General features: G+C 61.4%; 17 protein-coding genes. All 17 read right to left on the bottom strand.

Going from position 1 to position 19,068, the window contains the following annotated elements:
- Nucleotides 1-69: 69 nt before the first annotated feature.
- The 17 genes from atpD to PanNE5_RS07405 all read right to left on the bottom strand — a co-directional run bounded on the left by atpD (nucleotide 70) and on the right by PanNE5_RS07405 (nucleotide 18,828).
- Nucleotides 70-1,461, bottom strand: a complete 1,392-nt coding sequence (gene atpD / locus PanNE5_RS07485; protein ID WP_261939555.1) for a F0F1 ATP synthase subunit beta — start codon at nucleotides 1,459-1,461, stop codon at nucleotides 70-72.
- A 61-nt stretch (nucleotides 1,462-1,522) separates the two neighbouring features.
- On the bottom strand, nucleotides 1,523-2,410 hold the full coding sequence (gene atpG, locus PanNE5_RS07480) for a F0F1 ATP synthase subunit gamma (RefSeq protein WP_026131929.1): 888 nt from the start codon (nucleotides 2,408-2,410) through the stop codon (nucleotides 1,523-1,525).
- Nucleotides 2,411-2,498: 88 nt separating this feature from the next.
- A complete protein-coding gene (atpA, locus tag PanNE5_RS07475; RefSeq protein WP_017233817.1) occupies nucleotides 2,499-4,040 on the bottom strand; it encodes a F0F1 ATP synthase subunit alpha in 1,542 nt (513 codons plus the stop codon).
- A gap of 50 nt (nucleotides 4,041-4,090) precedes the next feature.
- Nucleotides 4,091-4,621, bottom strand: a complete 531-nt coding sequence (locus tag PanNE5_RS07470; RefSeq protein WP_017233818.1) for a F0F1 ATP synthase subunit delta — start codon at nucleotides 4,619-4,621, stop codon at nucleotides 4,091-4,093.
- 2 nt (nucleotides 4,622-4,623) lie between these two features.
- The gene (locus PanNE5_RS07465; protein WP_017233819.1) at nucleotides 4,624-5,094 is read right to left on the bottom strand and encodes a F0F1 ATP synthase subunit B; all 471 of its coding nucleotides are present in this window, start codon (nucleotides 5,092-5,094) and stop codon (nucleotides 4,624-4,626) included.
- 125 nt (nucleotides 5,095-5,219) lie between these two features.
- The gene (atpE, locus tag PanNE5_RS07460; RefSeq protein WP_017233820.1) at nucleotides 5,220-5,486 is read right to left on the bottom strand and encodes a F0F1 ATP synthase subunit C; all 267 of its coding nucleotides are present in this window, start codon (nucleotides 5,484-5,486) and stop codon (nucleotides 5,220-5,222) included.
- Nucleotides 5,487-5,571: 85 nt separating this feature from the next.
- A complete protein-coding gene (atpB, locus tag PanNE5_RS07455; protein ID WP_017233821.1) occupies nucleotides 5,572-6,420 on the bottom strand; it encodes a F0F1 ATP synthase subunit A in 849 nt (282 codons plus the stop codon).
- A 69-nt stretch (nucleotides 6,421-6,489) separates the two neighbouring features.
- Nucleotides 6,490-6,993 carry an ATP synthase subunit I gene (locus tag PanNE5_RS07450; protein WP_150564374.1) on the bottom strand — a complete coding sequence of 168 codons (504 nt, stop codon included), beginning with the start codon at nucleotides 6,991-6,993 and terminating at the stop codon, nucleotides 6,490-6,492.
- A 244-nt stretch (nucleotides 6,994-7,237) separates the two neighbouring features.
- Complete coding sequence (locus PanNE5_RS07445) at nucleotides 7,238-8,353, bottom strand: SLC13 family permease (protein ID WP_315973492.1); 1,116 nt, start codon at nucleotides 8,351-8,353, stop codon at nucleotides 7,238-7,240.
- A gap of 156 nt (nucleotides 8,354-8,509) precedes the next feature.
- Nucleotides 8,510-9,409, bottom strand: coding sequence for a ParB/RepB/Spo0J family partition protein (locus PanNE5_RS07440; protein WP_017233824.1), 900 nt, complete (start codon nucleotides 9,407-9,409; stop codon nucleotides 8,510-8,512).
- A gap of 27 nt (nucleotides 9,410-9,436) precedes the next feature.
- Nucleotides 9,437-10,207: a ParA family protein gene (locus PanNE5_RS07435; protein WP_150564373.1), complete on the bottom strand. Its 771-nt coding sequence runs from the start codon at nucleotides 10,205-10,207 to the stop codon at nucleotides 9,437-9,439.
- A 169-nt stretch (nucleotides 10,208-10,376) separates the two neighbouring features.
- The gene (locus PanNE5_RS07430) at nucleotides 10,377-11,003 is read right to left on the bottom strand and encodes a lipocalin family protein (protein ID WP_017233826.1); all 627 of its coding nucleotides are present in this window, start codon (nucleotides 11,001-11,003) and stop codon (nucleotides 10,377-10,379) included.
- Nucleotides 11,000-11,680, bottom strand: a complete 681-nt coding sequence (gene rsmG, locus PanNE5_RS07425; protein ID WP_017233827.1) for a 16S rRNA (guanine(527)-N(7))-methyltransferase RsmG — start codon at nucleotides 11,678-11,680, stop codon at nucleotides 11,000-11,002. Before rsmG ends, PanNE5_RS07430 begins: the two co-directional genes overlap by 4 nt.
- 12 nt (nucleotides 11,681-11,692) lie before the next feature.
- Nucleotides 11,693-13,657, bottom strand: a complete 1,965-nt coding sequence (mnmG, locus tag PanNE5_RS07420; RefSeq protein WP_261939553.1) for a tRNA uridine-5-carboxymethylaminomethyl(34) synthesis enzyme MnmG — start codon at nucleotides 13,655-13,657, stop codon at nucleotides 11,693-11,695.
- A gap of 1,554 nt (nucleotides 13,658-15,211) precedes the next feature.
- Complete coding sequence (locus tag PanNE5_RS07415; protein ID WP_017233829.1) at nucleotides 15,212-15,958, bottom strand: ABC transporter ATP-binding protein; 747 nt, start codon at nucleotides 15,956-15,958, stop codon at nucleotides 15,212-15,214.
- Nucleotides 15,958-17,754 (bottom strand): ABC transporter permease subunit, encoded by a 1,797-nt coding sequence (locus PanNE5_RS07410; protein WP_017233830.1) that lies wholly within the window; start codon nucleotides 17,752-17,754, stop codon nucleotides 15,958-15,960. Before PanNE5_RS07410 ends, PanNE5_RS07415 begins: the two co-directional genes overlap by 1 nt.
- A gap of 18 nt (nucleotides 17,755-17,772) precedes the next feature.
- Nucleotides 17,773-18,828 carry a branched-chain amino acid ABC transporter permease gene (locus tag PanNE5_RS07405; RefSeq protein ID WP_017233831.1) on the bottom strand — a complete coding sequence of 352 codons (1,056 nt, stop codon included), beginning with the start codon at nucleotides 18,826-18,828 and terminating at the stop codon, nucleotides 17,773-17,775.
- Between the last annotated feature and the right edge of the window lie 240 nt (nucleotides 18,829-19,068).

The following is a 19,068-nucleotide window of genomic DNA, read 5'->3' as shown; positions in this document are numbered from 1 at the left end:
GCAACAGTCACCTGCCGGCGAGCGGTGGCGTCTCTCGCGAGACCCCGCCGTCGCCCGGCACTCAACCGTTTACTGCATCTTCTTGGCTTTTTCGAACGCTTCGTCGATCGTGCCAACCATGTAGAACGCCTGTTCCGGCAGGTGGTCGCACTCGCCATCGACGATCATCTTGAAGCCGCGGATCGTTTCCTTGAGCGGAACGTACTTGCCCGGCGAACCCGTGAACACTTCGGCCACGTGGAACGGCTGCGACAGGAAACGCTGAATCTTACGCGCACGGGCCACGGCGAGCTTGTCGTCCGGCGACAGTTCGTCCATGCCCAGAATCGCGATAATGTCGCGCAGTTCCTTGTAACGCTGCAGCGTCGATTGCACGCGACGGGTCACCGTGTAGTGCTCGTCGCCAATCACGTTCGGGTCGATCTGACGCGAGGTCGAGTCGAGCGGATCGACGGCCGGGTAGATACCCAGCGAGGCGATGTCACGCGACAGAACGACGGTGGCGTCCAAGTGACCGAAGGTGGTGGCCGGCGACGGGTCGGTCAAGTCATCGGCAGGCACGTACACGGCTTGCACCGACGTGATCGAGCCGGTCTTGGTCGACGTAATACGCTCTTGCAGCTTACCCATTTCTTCCGCCAGCGTCGGCTGATAGCCCACGGCGGACGGCATACGACCGAGCAGTGCCGAGACTTCGGTACCGGCCAGCGTGAAACGGTAGATGTTGTCCACGAAGAACAGCACGTCGCGACCTTCGTCACGGAAGTGCTCGGCCATCGTCAGACCGGTCAGCGCCACGCGCAGACGGTTGCCCGGCGGCTCGTTCATCTGGCCGTACACCAGTGCGACCTTGTCCAGAACGTTCGAGTCCTTCATTTCGTGGTAGAAGTCGTTCCCTTCACGGGTACGCTCGCCCACGCCGGCAAACACCGAATAACCGCCGTGTTCCTTGGCGATGTTATTGATGAGTTCCATCATGTTCACGGTCTTGCCCACACCGGCGCCACCGAACAGACCCACCTTACCGCCCTTGGCGAACGGGCAGATCAGGTCGATCACCTTGATGCCGGTTTCGAGCAGTTCGGTCGACGGCGACAGTTCGTCGAACGCCGGTGCCTTCTGGTGAATCGAACGGGTGTGTTCCTTGGCGATCGGACCGGCTTCGTCGATCGGACGGCCCAGCACGTCCATGATGCGACCCAGCGTCGGCTTGCCGACCGGCACCGTGATCGGCAGACCGGTGTTTTGCACCGTCATGCCGCGGCGCAGGCCTTCGGAGGAACCCAGACAGATGGTACGAACCACGCCGTCGCCCAGCTGTTGCTGGACTTCGAGCGTCAGTTCCGACCCTTCCATGGTGAGCGCGTCGTAGATCTTCGGCATGCTTTCGCGCGGGAATTCCACGTCGATAACGGCGCCGATGCACTGTACGATTTTGCCTTCAATCAAAGCAGTACTCATCGCTTTTCCTTTAGATACTCAAATTCATTTCGCCTTGCGGCGCATCGGCCCGTGCCACCGCTTAGACTGCGGCGGCGCCACCCACGATTTCGGACAGTTCCTTCGTAATCGCGGCTTGACGACCCTTGTTGTAGATCATCTGCAATTCACCGATCACGGTCTTCGCGTTGTCCGATGCGGCCTTCATGGCCACCATACGGGCGGACTGTTCCGACGCCATGTTCTCTGCGACAGCCTGGTACACGACAGCTTCGACGTAACGCACCAACAGGGCATCGACGACCGTCTTCGCATCCGGTTCGTAGATGTAGTCCCACGAATGCTGTGCCGGCACTGCGCTCGCGTCGTCCGACGCACCCTCGAACTTCTCGGGCAGCGGCAGCAGTTGTTCGACCACGGCTTCCTGCTTCATCGTGTTGACGAAGCGGTTGTAGGCCAGATACACGGCGTCGAGCTTGCCTTCGGCGTACGCATCGAGCTGCAGCTTCACTGCGCCGATCAACTTGTCCAGATGTGGCGTGTCGCCCAGTTGCACGACATGCGATACCACCTTCGCGCCGATACGGTTCAGGAAACCGAAGCCCTTGCTGCCGATGGCAGTGGCCTCGATCTTCAGGCCTTGCGCTTCGATGTCCTTCATCTTGGCCACCACGGCACGCAGCACGTTGGTGTTCAAGCCGCCGCACAGACCCTTGTCCGTCGTCACCACGATGAAGCCGGCCGCTTTCGCGTCGGCATGCTTCACCATGAACGGGTGGTGGTATTCCGGATTCGCCTGGCCCATATGCGCGGCGATCTGGCGCACCTTGTCAGCGTACGGCCGGGCATGACGCATGCGTTCCTGCGCGCGGCGCATCTTCGACGCGGCCACCATTTCCATGGCCTTGGTGATCTTGCGCGTGTTTTGCACGCTTTTGATCTTGCCGCGAATTTCCTTCATTCCAGCCATTGCTTACTCCTTGTCTCGGCGCGACGTTCGCTGTTGGCTGAACATCGCGCCTTCCCGGGTCCGTTGAATAGTTACCGATTCAACCGGATTAGTAAGCGCCGGTCTGCTTGAAGTCCTTGATCGCAGCGTGCAGGGCGGCTTCGTCGTCCTTCGAGAGATCTTTGGTCTCTTCGATACGGCCGATGAGCGCGCCGTGGCTGGTCTTCAGAACTTCGCGCAGACCCTTTTCGAACGACAGGACCTGGGAGACTTCGAGGTCGTCCAGATAGCCGTTGTTGGCGGCAAACAGCGACGTGGCCAGTTCCCAGACCTGCAGCGGCTGGTACTGCGGCTGCTTGAGCAGTTCCGTCACGCGGCGGCCGCGCTCGAGCTGCTTGCGGGTCGCTTCGTCCAGGTCGGAGGCGAACTGCGCGAACGCAGCCAGCTCACGGTACTGTGCGAGGTCGGTACGGATACCGCCCGACAGCTTCTTGATGACCTTGGTCTGCGCCGCACCACCCACACGCGACACCGAGATACCGGCGTTGATTGCCGGACGGATACCCGCGTTGAAGAGGTCGGTTTCCAGGAAGATCTGGCCGTCGGTAATCGAAATCACGTTCGTCGGAACGAAGGCGGTCACGTCGCCGGCTTGCGTTTCAATCACCGGCAGGGCGGTCAGCGAACCGCTCTGGCCCTTGATTTGGCCGTTGGTGAACTTCTCGACGTACTCTTCCGAGACACGCGCCGCACGCTCGAGCAGACGCGAGTGGAGATAGAACACGTCGCCCGGGTAGGCTTCACGGCCCGGCGGACGGCGCAGCAGCAGCGAAATCTGACGATAGGCCCAGGCTTGCTTGGTCAAGTCGTCATAAATGATCAGCGCGTCTTCGCCGCGATCGCGGAAGTACTCGCCCATCGTGCAGCCGGCGTACGGTGCGATGAACTGCATGGCAGCCGAGTCCGACGCCGTTGCCGTCACGATGATCGTGTATTCCATCGCGCCGTGCTCTTCGAGCTTGCGCACCACGTTCATGATCGACGAGGCCTTCTGACCGATGGCGACGTACACGCAGGTCATGCCCTTGCCCTTCTGCGAGATGATCGCGTCGATGGCCACAGCGGTCTTACCCGTCTGACGGTCACCAATGATCAGCTCACGCTGGCCGCGGCCGATCGGCACCATGGCGTCGATTGCCTTGATACCGGTCTGCACCGGTTGCGACACCGACTTACGCCAGATCACGCCCGGGGCGATTTTTTCGATGGCGTCGGTGAGCTTGGCGTTGATCGGACCCTTGCCGTCGATCGGCTGGCCCAGTGCGTCAACGACGCGGCCCTTCAGTTCCGGGCCGACCGGCACTTCCAGAATGCGGCCCGTGCACTTGACGGTGTCGCCTTCCGAGATGTGCTCGTATTCGCCCAAAATCACGGCGCCGACGGAGTCGCGCTCGAGGTTCAGTGCCAGACCGAACGTATTGCCCGGGAATTCCAGCATTTCGCCCTGCATCACGTCCGACAGGCCATGGATGCGGCAGATACCGTCAGTCACCGAGATCACGGTGCCTTCGTTACGGACTTCGGCGCCGCTCTCGAGACCTTGAATCCGGCTCTTGATCAGTTCGCTGATTTCAGAGGGATTGAGTTGCATATGTGCTCCTGATATTCAATTCTTGCCGTCGCAGTCGTATCGCGCCGGCCTCAGGCCGTCAGCGACGTCCGCATAGCTGCCAGGCGGGCGCGCACCGAAGTGTCCAGCACCTCGTCGCCAACCACCACACGCACGCCACCGATGAGCGACGGGTCTACCGTCACGCTCGCGTTGAGCTTGCAGCCGAACTTGTGCTCGAGGCCCTTGACCAGAGAGGTCAGTTGCTCGCCTTCGAGCGGGAAGGCGCTTTCGATCGTGGCATCCGCCGAACCGGAGGCAGCGTTCTTCAACGCTTCAAACTGTTCGGCGATCTCCGGCATGGCGGCCAGACGGCCGTTCTCGACCACAGCGGCGACGAAGTTGCGCACTTCGGCGTCGGTCGATTTCACGGCCGCGGTCAGCACATCGACCACTTGCGCCGGCGTGATTTTCGGATCGTCGGCCAGATTGGCCACTTCGGACAGCGCTGCCACTTGCGCCAGTTCGCGCACCAGCCCCGACCAGCGATTCAGGTCGCCGGTCTTGGCCACGCGGAACAGCGCTTCGGCGTACGGACGAGCGATGGTTGCGAGTTCGGCCATGATCAGAGCTCTGCCTTGAGTTGGTTCAGCAGGTCGGCATGGGCCTTGGCGTCAACTTCACGCTTCAGGATCTGCTCGGCGCCCTTGACAGCCAGACCGGCAACGTCTTCGCGCAGCGATTCACGGACCTTGACGGCCTGATTCTCGGCTTCGGCTTTGGCGTTGGCGATGATTCGGGCGGCTTCGGCTTGCGCCTGGGCCTTGATTTCGTCGGCCACGGCCTGAGCACGCTTCTCGGCGTCGGCAATACGCTTCGCGCCTTCGTCGCGGGCTTCCGCGAGGGCTTGCGTGGAGCGCTTGTTGGCGGCGTCCAGTTCGGCCTTGCCCTTGTCGGCGGCAGCCAGACCGTCAGCGATTTTCTTCGCGCGTTCGTCGATTGCCTTGATCAGCGGCGGCCACACGAACTTCATCGTGAACCATGCCAGGATCAGAAACACGACGGTTTGCGCGAACAGAGTTGCGTTTATGTTCACGGTGTTTCCTTTCGGTGATGCGAGTCGATTGGCAAAACAGCGCGCCCCATGGTGCCAGCTGGCTTGGGCGCGCCGTTCATGTCCAGTTGGCCGCGCGGATCATTGCGCGACCGGCCGAAAGAAACTTAAGCGAGCTTCGACAGCAGCGGGTTCGCGAACGCGAACAGCATGGCAACGCCCACGCCGATCAGGAATGCCGCATCGATCAGGCCGGCCAGCAGGAACATCTTCGTTTGCAGCGGGTTCATCAGCTCGGGCTGACGGGCGCACGCTTCGATGTACTTACCGCCCATCAGCGCGATACCCAGGCAGGCGCCGATAGCACCCAGACCGATGATAATGCCGATAGCGATGGCGGTCAGACCCTGGATGTTGGCGATGAAAGCTTGCATGATTACTCCTTTTGGTTAGAGACTCGAAACTTTAAATTTGAAAAACTGTGAAACCGGGAAACACGTCACTGCCTGCAACGACCCATCAATGATGGTCGTGCGCCTGGCCGATATACACCAGCGTGAGCATCATCATGATGAACGCCTGGAGCAACACGATCAGGATGTGGAAAATCGCCCATGCGGTGCCGGCAATGATGTGACCGACAAAACCCAGCACCGACGCATCCGCGCCAAAGCTCCAGATGCCGCCCAACAGAGCGATCAGCAGGAACAACAGTTCGCCGGCGTACATATTGCCGAACAGTCGCATACCGAGCGACACGGTCTTGGCACAGAATTCGATCAGGTTGAGCAGCAGGTTCGGGATCCACAGCAGGAAGTGGTTACCGAACGGTGCCGTGAACAACTCGTGCATGAAACCACCCGCGCCCTTGATCTTGAAGCTGTAGTACAGCATCAGGATCAGCACGCCGACGGAAATACCCAGCGTACCGTTCAGATCGGCCGTCGGCACGATGCGGTGATGGGTAATGATGTCGCCCAGGCCGACCCACCCGATCACCTTTGACGGCAGATCGACGGGCAGCAAGTCCAGCGAGTTCATGAGGGCGACCCAGACGAACACGGTCAACGCCAGCGGTGCGATGAACGCACGATTGCCGTGCACGATGCTCTTCGACTGGTCTTCCACCATTTCGACGAGCATTTCAACCGCCCCCTGGAAACGGCTCGGCACGCCCGAGGACGCTTTACGGGCAGCCAACCAAAGCACGAAACAGCCCAGAACGCCCATTGCGATCGACCAGAACATCGTGTCCCAGTTGATGATCGAGAAATCGACGATCTTGGTTTGCGTCGAACTCGCAAGGTTTTGCAGGTGGTGCGAAATGTACTCCGACGGGCTCGGAGCGTGGCCGGCTTCTAATGACATAGCGATCAAACACCCAATTATGAAAATCCGCACACGGTAGCGTGTCGACGCGCGAGCGGGTTTTCACCGCTACTTCAATGCCATCGCAAGCCAATAGACTTTGAGCGTGAGCACGAAGGTGACCAGCAACGCTATCCAGTGCACGCCTGGGTAGCCGAAGGCTATGGCCACAAACAACGCAATCGTCGTTGCTACCTTGACCGCCTCTCCCACCATCAACGAACCGACGGAGAGGCGATCACCTGACATTCTTAGCCGCAGCGCAAACAATGCGCCCGGCAACCAACCGACCATTCCACCCAGCCATGCGGACACCGCCGCGTCTCGTGGCGATGCCGAGAGTAACCACCAGGCCAGCGCCGCTACCAGCGACAGCAGTACCTGGGCTCCCACCACCCTGAATGGAGTCACACGGGACACACGCCCCACATCGGGACCGAACAGGCGCTCAGCCTGCGCACGTGTGAGCGGAACGATGGTTTCTTGCGCCTGCTCGTCGTCCCAGACCTCTGATGCTGCACGTGCCGGCGCTTGCGGTTTCGGTTCCAAGTTCGACCGTTTTTCGTCGGTCATCTCGTAGCCTCCCCGCCCGACTCGTGCAAAACGAATGGGCTCTTCAAGCAGATAAATCCGCGAGATTTTACGGGAAATTACGAACCCCAGTCAATCGAAACACGCAACAAATTCGCCGAAATTGTGCAGTGCATGCTCCGATTTGGCGCCAACTCTCAAGGAGCCCGATTTTCCTCATGGTGCAGCGCGGCAAATGCCCCAAACGCTGCGCAATCGCTGCGACTTGACGTCATTCGATGCGCGATTATCCCCATTTGAGGGCAACATATCCGACACACAGTGCCACCAGATAAAACGGGAGAGAGAGCCAATGAAAGCGCCACCAGATCTTGTCAGATTTCGCCATGCGCAATGCGATCAGGTTGGCTAACGAACCGATTGCAAGGCCGAAGCCACCGACCGCCGCGCCATGCGCAAGCGCCGGCCAGTTGTGGCTGTACTCCGCGAGCAGGATCGCGGCGGGAACGTTGCTGATGACCTGCGACAGCACCGCGGCCCCCAAATAGGCCATGCCGGATCCGGACAAATCCACCTGACCGAGGGTCGCGCGCACCTCGGGTAACCCGGCCACACCGCGCAGCACCACGAACATCAGCACGAAGATGGCGAGCAGCAACCAGTCGATACCGAACACCGCATTGCGCCGCGCGACGAGCAGGACCGCCGCCACCCCCGCGCAGGCCCAGGTGGCAGCGCCGTGATCCGCCAGCACCACGAACGCCACGAACAGCGCCAGGGCGACCCACAGCAACGGCCAGCGCACGTCATGCGCGGGGCCACGCCGCTGAAAATGCAGCACACGGGAATCGAACGCCATCGCACACGTCACGAGCAACACGGCCATAAGCGCCAACGTCAGAGGCGTCATCATGACGACGTAAGCTCCGAAGCCCATGCCACTGTGTTGCCACAGGAAGAGATTCTGCGGATTGCCGAGCGGCGTGAGGCTCGAGCCGGCATTGACCGCCAACGCGAGGAAGATGATCAGCCGTTCAATCCGCACCGGCGCAATGCGTGCGAGCGACTGCGCGAGCGGCACGACGGCAAAGAGGGCGACGTCGTTGGTGAGCAGCGTGGAGAGGGCTGCGGCGAACGCCACCATCAACAGCGCGAGACGTCGCTCGGTGCGAAACGCCCGCAGCAAGCGCTGGGCAAGCCAATCGAGGAAGCCGCTCTGATCGATCGCGCGCGTGAGCATCAGCAATCCGGCGAGCGTGAGAATCGTGTGCTGATCGATGCGTGCGAACAGGTCCCCAAGGCTCGCCGGCCGGGCTATCTGCAAGGCGACGAATCCCACGAGCAGGATGACCAGCACGCGATCGTCGCGCACGCGCTCGTAGGTTGCGCGCAGGGCGCGCAATGCACGCGTCGCTGCGGTGCCGTGCTGTGACGATGGCGATGACGCTGCCGATGACGATGAAGCTGGCACGGCCGATGTCTGCGACGGGCTCGCCTTCGTCGGCTCCACGGACTTGCCTGCGGGATCGCTCACGAGAGGACGCTCAACACACCGACGTCATTCGGCACGAATGCGCGCGAGAATGCCGTCGAGCGCGTCGAGGCTGCCGAATTCAATCGTGAGTTGTCCGGCGCCTTTGCGGCCGACCTTGATCTTGACGTTCGACGCGAGCAAATCCGACAACTCTTCTTCGAGACGCGTCACGTCGCGACCGCCCTCTTCCGCCGAGCGACGACGAATCCCGTCTCCCTGCGGCTTGAGCGATGCATTGACGATGCGCTCCGTGTCGCGCACCGAAAGACGCTTGTTCACCACTTGATTGGCGAGCGTGATCTGCGTGGCGGCGTCGACGGAGAGCAGCGCACGCGCGTGCCCCATGTCGAGATCGCCCGCGAGCAGCATCGTCTGCACGGGATGCGCGAGATTGAGCAGGCGCAACAGGTTCGACACCGCGCTGCGCGAGCGGCCAAGCGATTCGGCGGCTTGCTCGTGCGTGTAGTTGAACTCACCGAGCAGCCGCTGAATGCCTTGCGCTTCTTCAAGCGGATTCAAGTCTTCGCGCTGAATATTCTCGATGAGCGCCATCGCGGCGGCGGCTTCGTCGGGCACGTCGCGCACGAGCACCGGCACTTCGGCCAGTCCGGCGATACGTGCGGCACGAAAACGTCGCTCGCCCGCAATAATTTCGTACTTCTCACCATCGACGGGACGCACCAGAATCGGCTGCATCAGGCCCTGCGCGCGAATGCTCGCGGCAAGTTCCTGCAGTGCGCCCTCATCCATGCGAGTGCGAGGCTGATACTTGCCGGCCTGAAGGCGCTCGAGCGCCATGACCGACGGTGCGCCGTCGGCGCGCGCGTCGGTCGCGCCGTTGTGATTATCGGCGTGGGCGCCGAGCAGGGCTTCGAGGCCGCGGCCCAGGCCCTTTTTCTTCAGTGCGGTGGTCTTGGTCGCCATGTGAATGCGTTCCTGCGCGAATGCGCCTTACATAGTTTGAATACGCGCGATCATTTCCGCGCCGAATTGCAGATACGCCTTCGCGCCACGCGATGCAGGATCGAAAACGACGCCTGGCATGCCGTAGCTCGGCGCTTCAGCGAGTCGCACATTGCGCGGAATGATCGCGTTGAATACCTTGTCTCCGAAGTGCTCCTTGAGCTGGTCCGAGACTTGTTGCTGCAGCGTGATGCGCGGATCGAACATCACGCGCAGCAGGCCGATCACCTGCAGGTCGCGGTTCAGATTCGCGTGCACTTGCTTGATCGTATTGACGAGATCCGACAACCCTTCGAGCGCGAAATATTCGCACTGCATCGGAATGATCACGCCGTGCGCCGCGCACAACCCGTTGAGGGTAAGCAGCGAGAGCGTGGGCGGGCAGTCGATGAGGACGAAATCGTACGCGTCGTCGACTTTGGCGAGCGCCAGCTTCAATCGGGTGTCGCGATTCTCGAGCGAGACGAGTTCCACGTCCGCACCCGCGAGTTCACGGTTCGCGGGCAGCACATCGTAACTCCCCGACTCCGAGCGCTGGCAACTCGCGACCACATCGGCACCGTCCACCAGCACTTCGTACACGCTTGATTCGAGAGCGGCTTTGTCGATGCCGCTGCCCATCGTCGCATTGCCCTGCGGATCGAGGTCGACCAACAGGACACGCTGCCCGTGCGACGCCAGTCCGGCAGCGAGGTTCACCGTGGTGGTCGTCTTGCCGACGCCGCCCTTCTGATTGGCCACGCAGAAAATTTTCGCCATGCCGATGTAGTCCTCCGAATGCTGCCGTGTTGATGCGATGGGTGCAGATCATGCCGGGCTGAAACCGGGGCCAATGCGCCGCGCCGCCAGCGACCGCCGACTGGCTGAGGCCCGGCGTGCGCGATTCGCTCCGTCCCGCAAATTCGATTACCTGAGTAAAGCTCAGTTATTACTTTCGCTGACCGGCGTCAGACGCGCCGGCGGGCGGTACTGCCGAGGCGCTCGCCTTTTGGGGCGTCAACACCAGTTTGTCAGTGTCGTAGCCCTGCTTGCGCAACTGGGCACGCATTTGATTCAGTGCGTTGTCGTCCATCGTCGGCGTTCGCGAGAGGACCCAGAGGTACTCGCGACTGGGCTCTCCGACAGCGGCAAACTGATAGTCGTCGTCGAGCACGATAACCCAGTAGTTCGCCCAAAGCCAGGGAATCCAGTGCAACCATTGCGGCGCGAACGTCACCTTGAAGCGGGCCGTGCCGGTGCCCTGCCCATCGGTGCGTGCCAGACCGGTATCGCTGACCCACGTACCATCGTCCTTGCGGCATCGGTTGGTGACTTCGATCCGCCCGTCCGGTCGCGCGGCATACTGCGCCGTCACGTCCGACACACATTTTCGCTCGAAGAAATTCGGATAGCGTGCTATTTCGTACCAGGTGCCGACGTAGCGCGCTTTGTCGATCTTCTGTACCGGCCGCACGCGTGTCGTCAGCGATTCTTGTCCGGATTGCCCCCAGGCGACCGCGGCAACCACCGAAAAACTGACCATGACGGCCCCTGCCCAGCGGGTCATCTTATTCATGCTGTTACCTTCACGCGAAGCAAATGACGCTCGGCGTCGAGAAATGGGACGTTCAGCGCCAGGCGCTCAACCAGTGTGTAGCCGGTGGGCAGCGCGAGTTCGCTTTCTGACGCCACGCCTTTCATGGCCCAGAAGCTGCCATCGGGAGCCAGCAAGGCTCCCGCGAGGGTGACGAAATCGGTCAGCTCAGCAAAGGCGCGCGACACGATGGCGTCGAAAGGTGCGCTCACTTCTTTGCCAACAGCGAGTGACTCGACCCGGCCGGTCACGACCGTCAGATTGGTCAACTTGAATGTCGCGCGGGCCTGGGTGAGGAATGCTGTTTTTTTGTGCACGATGTCGTTGACCGTCACTTGCCAGTCGGGACGCACAATCGCGAGCACCACGCCGGGCAGCCCACCGCCTGAGCCCACGTCAAGCACACGTGAAATCGGCTCACGGTCAAGGCGCGGCAGAATGGAGAGCGAATCGAGCAGGTGCTTGACGACCATTTGGCGGGGTTCGCGGATGGAGGTCATCTGCAACGAGGCATTCCATTTCGCCAGCAACGCCTGGTAGTCGAGCAGGCACCGCTGTTGTTCTTCGCTGATGGACAGGCCGAGTTGCCGGATGCCGTCGGCCAAAAGCACAGCCAGGTCATTGCCGCCGTTGGCGGCGGAACGTCGCGGATCGGTCATGAGGGCTCCGCGTCAGGCTGCGTGTGCGTCGCCGTCATCGGCGGCAGCGGTCGCTTCCCCTGACGCGCGACGGCGTCCGAGCCCTTTCTTGAGGTGGATCATCAGCAGCGAGATCGCGGCGGGCGTCACGCCGGAGATACGCGATGCCTGGCCCAATGTCTCAGGCCGCTGTGCCCCCAGCTTCTGGCGCACTTCGATCGATAGTCCGCGTACGTCGTTGTAGTCGATGTTGGCCGGCAGCACGGTGTTTTCGTTGGCTTCCTTGCGCACGATCTCGTCGGCCTGACGGTCGATGTAGCCCTGATACTTGGCGGCGATCTCGATCTGCTCACGAATCTGGTTCGCTTGCAGTGGATCGTCGGAGAGCGGTGTTTCGGCGGCAAGACGACCGCCCTGCACGGCCATGAGGGCGTCGTAGCCAACTTCCGGGCGACGCAGCAAATCGGCCAGCGAGTATTCATGGTCGATGGCTTTGCCGAGCAGCGGCACGGCATCTTCGGCCGGGAAGGTTTTCGGTGTCACCCACGTCGATTTGAGACGTTCTGTTTCACGTGAAACAGCGTCGCGTTTGCGGCAGAACGATTCCCAGCGCGTATCGTCGACGACACCGAGTTCGCGGCCGACTTCGGTCAGACGCATGTCGGCATTGTCTTCACGCAGCGACAGGCGATACTCGGCGCGGCTGGTGAACATGCGGTAGGGTTCGGAGACGCCACGCGTAATCAGGTCGTCGACGAGCACGCCAAGGTACGCCTGATCGCGGCGCGGGCACCAGGCATCGCGGCCTTGTACTTGCAACGCGGCGTTGATGCCGGCGAGCAGCCCTTGGGCGGCGGCCTCTTCGTAGCCCGTCGTTCCGTTGATCTGCCCCGCGAAGAAGAGCCCGGAGATGACGCGGGTTTCGAGCGAGCTGCGCAGCCCACGGGGATCGAAGTAGTCGTATTCGATGGCATAGCCTGGGCGCAGGATGTAGGCATTCTCCATGCCTTTCATCGAGCGGACGAGTTCGAGTTGTACGTCGAACGGCAGGCTGGTGGAGATGCCGTTGGGGTAGAACTCGTTGGTCGTGAGGCCTTCGGGTTCGAGGTAGATCTGGTGCGACGTCTTGTCGGCGAAGCGGTGAATCTTGTCTTCGATGGACGGACAATAGCGCGGACCGACGCCTTCGATAACGCCGGTGTACATGGGCGACCGGTCGAGTCCGCCGCGGATGATATCGTGGGTGCGTTCGTTGGTGTGGGTGACCCAGCACGGCACTTGGCGCGGATGCTGTTCGGGGCGGCCGAGAAACGAGAACACGGGAACGGGATCGAGGTCACCGGGCTGTTCTTCGAGAACGGAGAAGTCGATGGAACGGCCGTCGATGCGCGGCGGCGTACCGGTTTTCAACCGACCTTGCGGTAGTTTCAACTCTTTGAGGCGAGCGGACAGGCTGATGGCGGCCGGGTCTCCGGCGCGCCCGCCAACGTAGTTGTTCAGCCCGACGTGGATTTTGCCGTCGAGGAAGGTGCCGGCGGTGAGAACCACGGCGCGGGCGCGGAAACGCAGCCCCACTTGGGTGATGGCGCCTACGACACGTTCGCCTTCGACGATGAGGTCTTCGACGGCTTGCTGGAAGAGCCAAAGGTTAGGCTGATTCTCGAGGCGATGGCGGATAGCCTGCTTGTAGACAATTCGGTCAGCTTGGGCACGGGTGGCGCGCACGGCCGGCCCTTTGGACGAATTCAGGATGCGAAACTGGATACCGCTCTCGTCGGTCGCGGCGGCCATGGCCCCGCCCAGTGCATCGACCTCTTTGACGAGATGGCCTTTGCCGATCCCGCCGATGGAGGGATTGCAGCTCATCTGACCGAGGGTCTCGATGTTGTGGGTGAGCAGAAGCGTCTTACAGCCCATGCGGGCCGAGGCGAGCGCAGCCTCTGTGCCGGCATGGCCGCCACCCACTACGATCACGTCGAACTCGGTCGGATAAAGCATCGTCATCTTGCCGCGGACGGCAAACTCTCTGGATTCGGTAATGGCGGAATTATAGCGGTATTGCGGTGCATCATTTGTAACGGCTGAGGTGTTTCACGTGGAACGTTGGCAAAACGACGGTATTGGGGACGGTTTCACGTGAAACATCGTTGGGTTGGATGGGGGAACGCTTAGGTTATGAAGCGTGGCGAGGGCCTTCCTGCACCACCCCACCGTTGAATTCCATCCCTCGCTCTCGCCTGCCTCCGGGCAGCGGAGATCACCGGCACCCCGACTGCGCTCCACTTGAAAGTCGCTCCGTCAGGGCACCGGCAATCTCCGCCAATCCATTGCCCCAGGACAACCATCGCCAGATCGTCACTCGATGTTTCACGTGAAACGTCGTTGAGCGGATTCGGCGGTTGCTTTAACTTTACCGCGACGTGAACGCAACACTGCAACACCCCACCCTTGAATTCCGCCCCAACCTTCACCTGCCTCCGGGCAGCGGAGATCACCGGCGCCCCGACTGCGCTCCACTTGAAAGTCGCTCCGTCAGGGCACCGGCAATCTCCGCCAATCCATTGCCCCAGGACAACCATCACCGGATCGTCACTCGGTGTTTCACGTGAAACCTGGTCGGGTGGATTCGGCGGTTACTTTGACGCTACCGCGACGTGAACGCAACACTGCAACACCCCACCCTTGAATTCCGCCCCCACCCTCACCTGCCTCCGGGCAGCGGAGATCGCCGGCACCCCGACTGCGCTCCACTTGAAAGTCGCTCCGTCAGGGCACCGGCAATCTCCGCCAATCCATTGCCCCAGGACAACCATCGCAGGATCGTCACTCGGTGTTTCACGTGAAACCTGGTCGGGTGGATTCGGCGGTTGCTTTGACGTTATCGCGACGTGAAGGCATGACTCCACCACCTCACTCTCAAATTCCACCGCCCCCCTTTTTCATCTCGGCGGCGCCAGCGGACTTCAATGGAGGACGCGGTTGAGAGATCGAACGCAATAGTAGTGAGATTGGCGGAGCCCTGACGGAGTAACTTTGAGGTGGAGCACAATCAGTGTGCCAACAATCAATGACCACTGCCCGGACGGATGAGAGCACGTCACCTGATTGCGGGGACGCGGCGTTTCTGCTTTCTTATTTTCCCTCACGCTCTACGTGAAAACCTCGGAAGCAAAAGCGACGCTACAAAATCGAAAGCGCCTCCTGGCATTGCACTTTGAAACCCGCATATCCACAGGTGCCCTCTTACCCCGCAAATCGCTTTCGGGAGTTTGCTTTTCTGTGGATAACCTCAAATGTCATTTCCTTGAGATTCTCGAAAATATCGCCAAACCCCTTATTGCGGCAGTGCGCCATGGATTTTGCAGCGCTGCAAATATCCACAAGCAACTGTGAATAACTGAGTCCACCGGTGCAGTGTATGGCGCCCCTCATTTCTTCAAAAAAATAGGGGCAGATAACAGTCACCGACGGGTGCCGGTCAACCTCCGAAAATGAAAAAGCCCGCCAAAGTGGCGGGCTCTCCGGGGGTACCAACGCGACAAGCGACGCCCTTCAGGCAGCCTTCTTCGCCAGCCCCAGATACGTTTCGATGACTTTAGGATTGTTGGCCAGTTCTTGCGCCGGGCCTTCCAACGCGAGTTCGCCCGTCTCGATGACGTAGCCGTAATCGGCCACCTGCAACGCCGCGCGAGCGTTCTGTTCGATCAGCAGCGTGGCCACACCGGTGTTACGCAAGTCACTGATGATGTGGAAGATTTCCTTGACGATCAGTGGCGCCAGCCCGAGGCTGGGCTCGTCAAGCATCAGCAATTGCGGCTTGGCCATCAATGCACGGCCCACCGCGAGCATTTGGCGCTCACCGCCTGACAAGGTCCCCGCTTGCTGCTTCTGGCGCTCTTTGAGACGCGGAAACAGGGCGTAGACGACTTCCATCTGGTCCAGGAAGTTCTTCTCCCCCGCCCGCTTGCGACGGTACGCCCCCAGCAACAGGTTGTCCTCGACGGTCATCGTCGAGAACAACTCCCGCTTTTCCGGAACCAGGCACATGCCGCGGGCCACGCGGGCTTCGATGCCCAGCGCCGACATCTCGTGACCGAGATACGCGACGCTCCCACGGCTGGAGCCGTTGTGCGGCAATGCCCCCATGATGGCGTTGAGCATGGACGACTTGCCCGCTCCGTTCGGACCGATCACGGTGACGATCTGGCCCGCCCCCACCCGCAGATGCGCACCGTGCACCGCTTCGACTTTGCCGTACGCCACGGCGAGGTCCTTGACCTCCAGAATCGCGTCTGCCATCACTCCACTCCTCCCAGGTACGCTTCGAGCACTGCCGGGTTCTTCTGCACGTCTTCGGGCAGGCCTTCGGCGATCTTGGTACCGAACTCCATCACGACGAGGTGATCGGTCAGGTTCATCACGAAGTCCATGTCGTGCTCGACCAGCAGCACGCTCATCCCTTCGTCCTTGAGCTTCTTGAGCAAATCGGCCAGCGCCTGCTTCTCTTTGTAGCGCAGGCCGGCTGCCGGCTCGTCGAGCAACAGCAATGTGGGATCGCACGCCAATGCGCGTGCAATTTCCAGAATACGCTGCTGGCCCAACGCGAGACTGCCCGCCTCGTCATACATGTGCGCGCCGAGACCCACACGCTCGATCTGCCGCTTGGCTTCGTACAGCAACATGGCTTCTTCCTGACGATCAAGACGCAGCACGCTGGACCACACGCCGCCCTGGGGACGTCGACGCAGCCCGTTCTTGTCTCGCAGATAGGCGCCAATCGCAACGTTCTCGAGCACGCTCATCTGCGGCATCAAGCGCACGTGCTGGAATGTACGGCCAATACCGCGCTTGACGATCTCGCGCGACGGCAGCCGGTCGATTCGCTCGCCGAGGAAGGAGATCTCGCCGCGGGTGGCCTGCAGCACGCCGGTCACGAGGTTGAACGTGGTCGACTTGCCCGCGCCGTTCGGCCCGATCAGCCCCACGATCTCGCCTGCTTTGACCTGGAAGGAGACGTCGTTGACCGCTACGAGGCCGCCGAACTCCTTGCGCGCCTTGTCCAGCGTCAGCACCACTTCGCCGACCGCCGGCTTGGCACGATGACCCAGCGGATCCGCTTGCTCCGGCGCCTTCGCGACACGACGCGCCGGGAAGATCTTGCCGAAGAAGGGCCACACGCCGTCGCGCGCATATTGCAGCAGCAGCACCAGCAACACACCAAAGACGATGGTCTCGAAGTTGCCGTTCGCACCCAACAGCATCGGCAGGATGTTCTGGAGGTAGTCCTTGAGCACGGTCAGGATCGCGGCGCCGAGCACCGCGCCCCACACATGCGAGACGCCCCCCACCACGGCCATGAACAGGTATTCGATGCCGTGGTTCAGGTTGAACGGCGTCGGGTTCACGGCGCGTTGCAAATGCGCGTACAACCAGCCCGAGATGGCGGCGAGCACGGCGGCGTACACGAACACGACCACTTTCATCCACGCAGTGTTCACGCCCATCGCCTCGGCCATCACGCCACCGCCCTTGAGCGCACGAATGGCGCGGCCAGGACGCGAATCAAGCAGGTTCTTGACCGATACCACCGCCAGCACCACAACGATCCAGATCAGGTAGTACATCTGACGCCCGCTCGCCAATTCCTTGCCGAAGAGGCTGATCGTCGGGATATCGTTCAGACCGTCGTACTTGCCCAGGAACTCCAGGTTGCCGAACAGGTAGTACAGCGCCAGGCCCCATGCAATCGTGCCCAGCGGCAGGAAGTGGCCCGACAGGCGCATGGTGATCGCGCCAATGACGAGCGCTGCCGCCGCGGTGATGATCACCCCGACGATCAGGCCGAGCCACGGCGACGCGCCATAGGCAGTCGTCAGGTAGGCGGTCGCATAGGCGCCCAGACCGACGAATGCCGCCTGTCCGAACGACGTCATGCCCGCCACGCCCGTCAACAGCACGAGACCAATGGCCACAATGCTGTATAGACCGATGTAGTTGAGCAGCGTTACCCAGTACTCAGGCAAACGCACGGGTGCAGGCAGCACCGGCAACACGGCCAGCACCACCAGGAAAATCAGGAAGTATTTGTTTTTCATTCTGTGGTCCGCCCCGGCTTATTCCTCGTCTTCTTCCACATGCTTGCTTGTGAGCGACAGCCACAGCAGCACGGGAAGGATCAGCGTGAAGACGATGACCTCTTTGTACGCACTCGCCCAGAACGACGAGTACGACTCCAACAGGCCGACCAGAATGGCGCCCAGCGCCGCAACCGGATAACTCACCAGACCGCCGATGATCGCGCCCACGAAGCCCTTGAGGCCGATCAGGAAGCCCGACTCGTAATAGATCGTCGTGATCGGTGCGATCAGGATGCCGCACAGCACGCCCAGCACGGCCGCCAGCGTGAACGCCAGACGCCCCGCCTGCACCGTGCCGATGCCCACGAGCCGCGCGCCCAGCCGGTTCACGGCCGTCGCACGCAACGCCTTGCCCGAGAGCGAACGGTCGAAGTAGAAGTACAACGCCAGGATCATCACGACCGAGACGCCCAACACCCACAGGCTCTGGCCAGACACCATGACGGAGCCGATGTTGAAGTTGGCGTCGGAGAACGCCTGCGTGCGCGAGCCTTCCGCCCCGAACATCACGAGCCCCAGCCCCGTCAGCGCGAAGTGCACGCCCACGGAGACGATCAGCAGCAACAGCGTGCTCGCCTCCGCCAGCGGCTGGTACGCGAGACGATAGAGCATCGGCCCCATCGGCACGACGAGCAACATCGTGAGCGCGATTTGGACGAGCATCGGCAGATTCATCGGTGCCAACGCCCTGACGACGAAGAACGCGGCAATCGGAAACACCAGGTACTTGCCCGCAAGCGTCGGCACCAAGCGCCCCGCCAGCTTGCGACGCTCGCTGTGACGCAAGACGCCCGCCGTCTCCACGACGAACGTACATACGCCCATCGCCACAAGCATCCAGCTCGTCAGCGGAAACTTCTGGGTTTGCAGTGCCGCCAGCGTAAGCGCGCCATACGACACGAACTCGCCCTGCGGAATGAAGATGACGCGAGTGACGGAGAACACCAGCACCAGTGCCAATGCCAGCAAGGCATAAATCGCACCCGTGGTGATGCCGTCCTGCGCCAGGATGGCTGCAATCGAAAGATCCATGCTCCTCTCACTTCGTTTGAGTACTTCTTGAGCCGACTGGCGAGACAGCCGGTGTGATGCACGGCGCAGCGCGCTGCCACCCCGTTCCCCTTCATATCCCTACGCCCCCACGGTCCCCGTGTGACAGCGCACAGAATTATGTATTGTATAAATCATTATGCATTGGTAAAACTCGGGCGACTACTGAGTCATCGACGTCTTTCGAGTGACGTCGCTGCCTGCCATGTCGTCCTCGCCACC

It is taken from the genome of Pandoraea sp. NE5 (assembly GCF_024363545.1).
Lineage (GTDB): Bacteria > Pseudomonadota > Gammaproteobacteria > Burkholderiales > Burkholderiaceae > Pandoraea > Pandoraea cepalis.
The sequence above is the reverse complement of the archived record's forward strand: the minus strand, read 5'-3'. Positions and strand labels throughout refer to the sequence as shown.

Coding starts and splice junctions, on each gene's coding strand:
- atpG (WP_026131929.1), bottom strand. CDS start 2,410: ATGGCTGGAATGAAGGAAATTCGCGGCAAGATCAAAAGCGTGCAAAAC.
- mnmG (WP_261939553.1), bottom strand. CDS start 13,657: ATGCTTTATCCGACCGAGTTCGACGTGATCGTAGTGGGTGGCGGCCAT.
- PanNE5_RS07415 (WP_017233829.1), bottom strand. CDS start 15,958: ATGGCAGACGCGATTCTGGAGGTCAAGGACCTCGCCGTGGCGTACGGC.
- PanNE5_RS07450 (WP_150564374.1), bottom strand. CDS start 6,993: ATGACCGACGAAAAACGGTCGAACTTGGAACCGAAACCGCAAGCGCCG.
- PanNE5_RS07440 (WP_017233824.1), bottom strand. CDS start 9,409: ATGGCGACCAAGACCACCGCACTGAAGAAAAAGGGCCTGGGCCGCGGC.
- PanNE5_RS07430 (WP_017233826.1), bottom strand. CDS start 11,003: ATGAATAAGATGACCCGCTGGGCAGGGGCCGTCATGGTCAGTTTTTCG.
- PanNE5_RS07435 (WP_150564373.1), bottom strand. CDS start 10,207: ATGGCGAAAATTTTCTGCGTGGCCAATCAGAAGGGCGGCGTCGGCAAG.
- atpE (WP_017233820.1), bottom strand. CDS start 5,486: ATGCAAGCTTTCATCGCCAACATCCAGGGTCTGACCGCCATCGCTATC.
- PanNE5_RS07405 (WP_017233831.1), bottom strand. CDS start 18,828: ATGGATCTTTCGATTGCAGCCATCCTGGCGCAGGACGGCATCACCACG.
- PanNE5_RS07410 (WP_017233830.1), bottom strand. CDS start 17,754: ATGAAAAACAAATACTTCCTGATTTTCCTGGTGGTGCTGGCCGTGTTG.
- PanNE5_RS07470 (WP_017233818.1), bottom strand. CDS start 4,621: ATGGCCGAACTCGCAACCATCGCTCGTCCGTACGCCGAAGCGCTGTTC.
- atpD (WP_261939555.1), bottom strand. CDS start 1,461: ATGAGTACTGCTTTGATTGAAGGCAAAATCGTACAGTGCATCGGCGCC.
- atpA (WP_017233817.1), bottom strand. CDS start 4,040: ATGCAACTCAATCCCTCTGAAATCAGCGAACTGATCAAGAGCCGGATT.
- atpB (WP_017233821.1), bottom strand. CDS start 6,420: ATGTCATTAGAAGCCGGCCACGCTCCGAGCCCGTCGGAGTACATTTCG.
- rsmG (WP_017233827.1), bottom strand. CDS start 11,680: ATGACCGATCCGCGACGTTCCGCCGCCAACGGCGGCAATGACCTGGCT.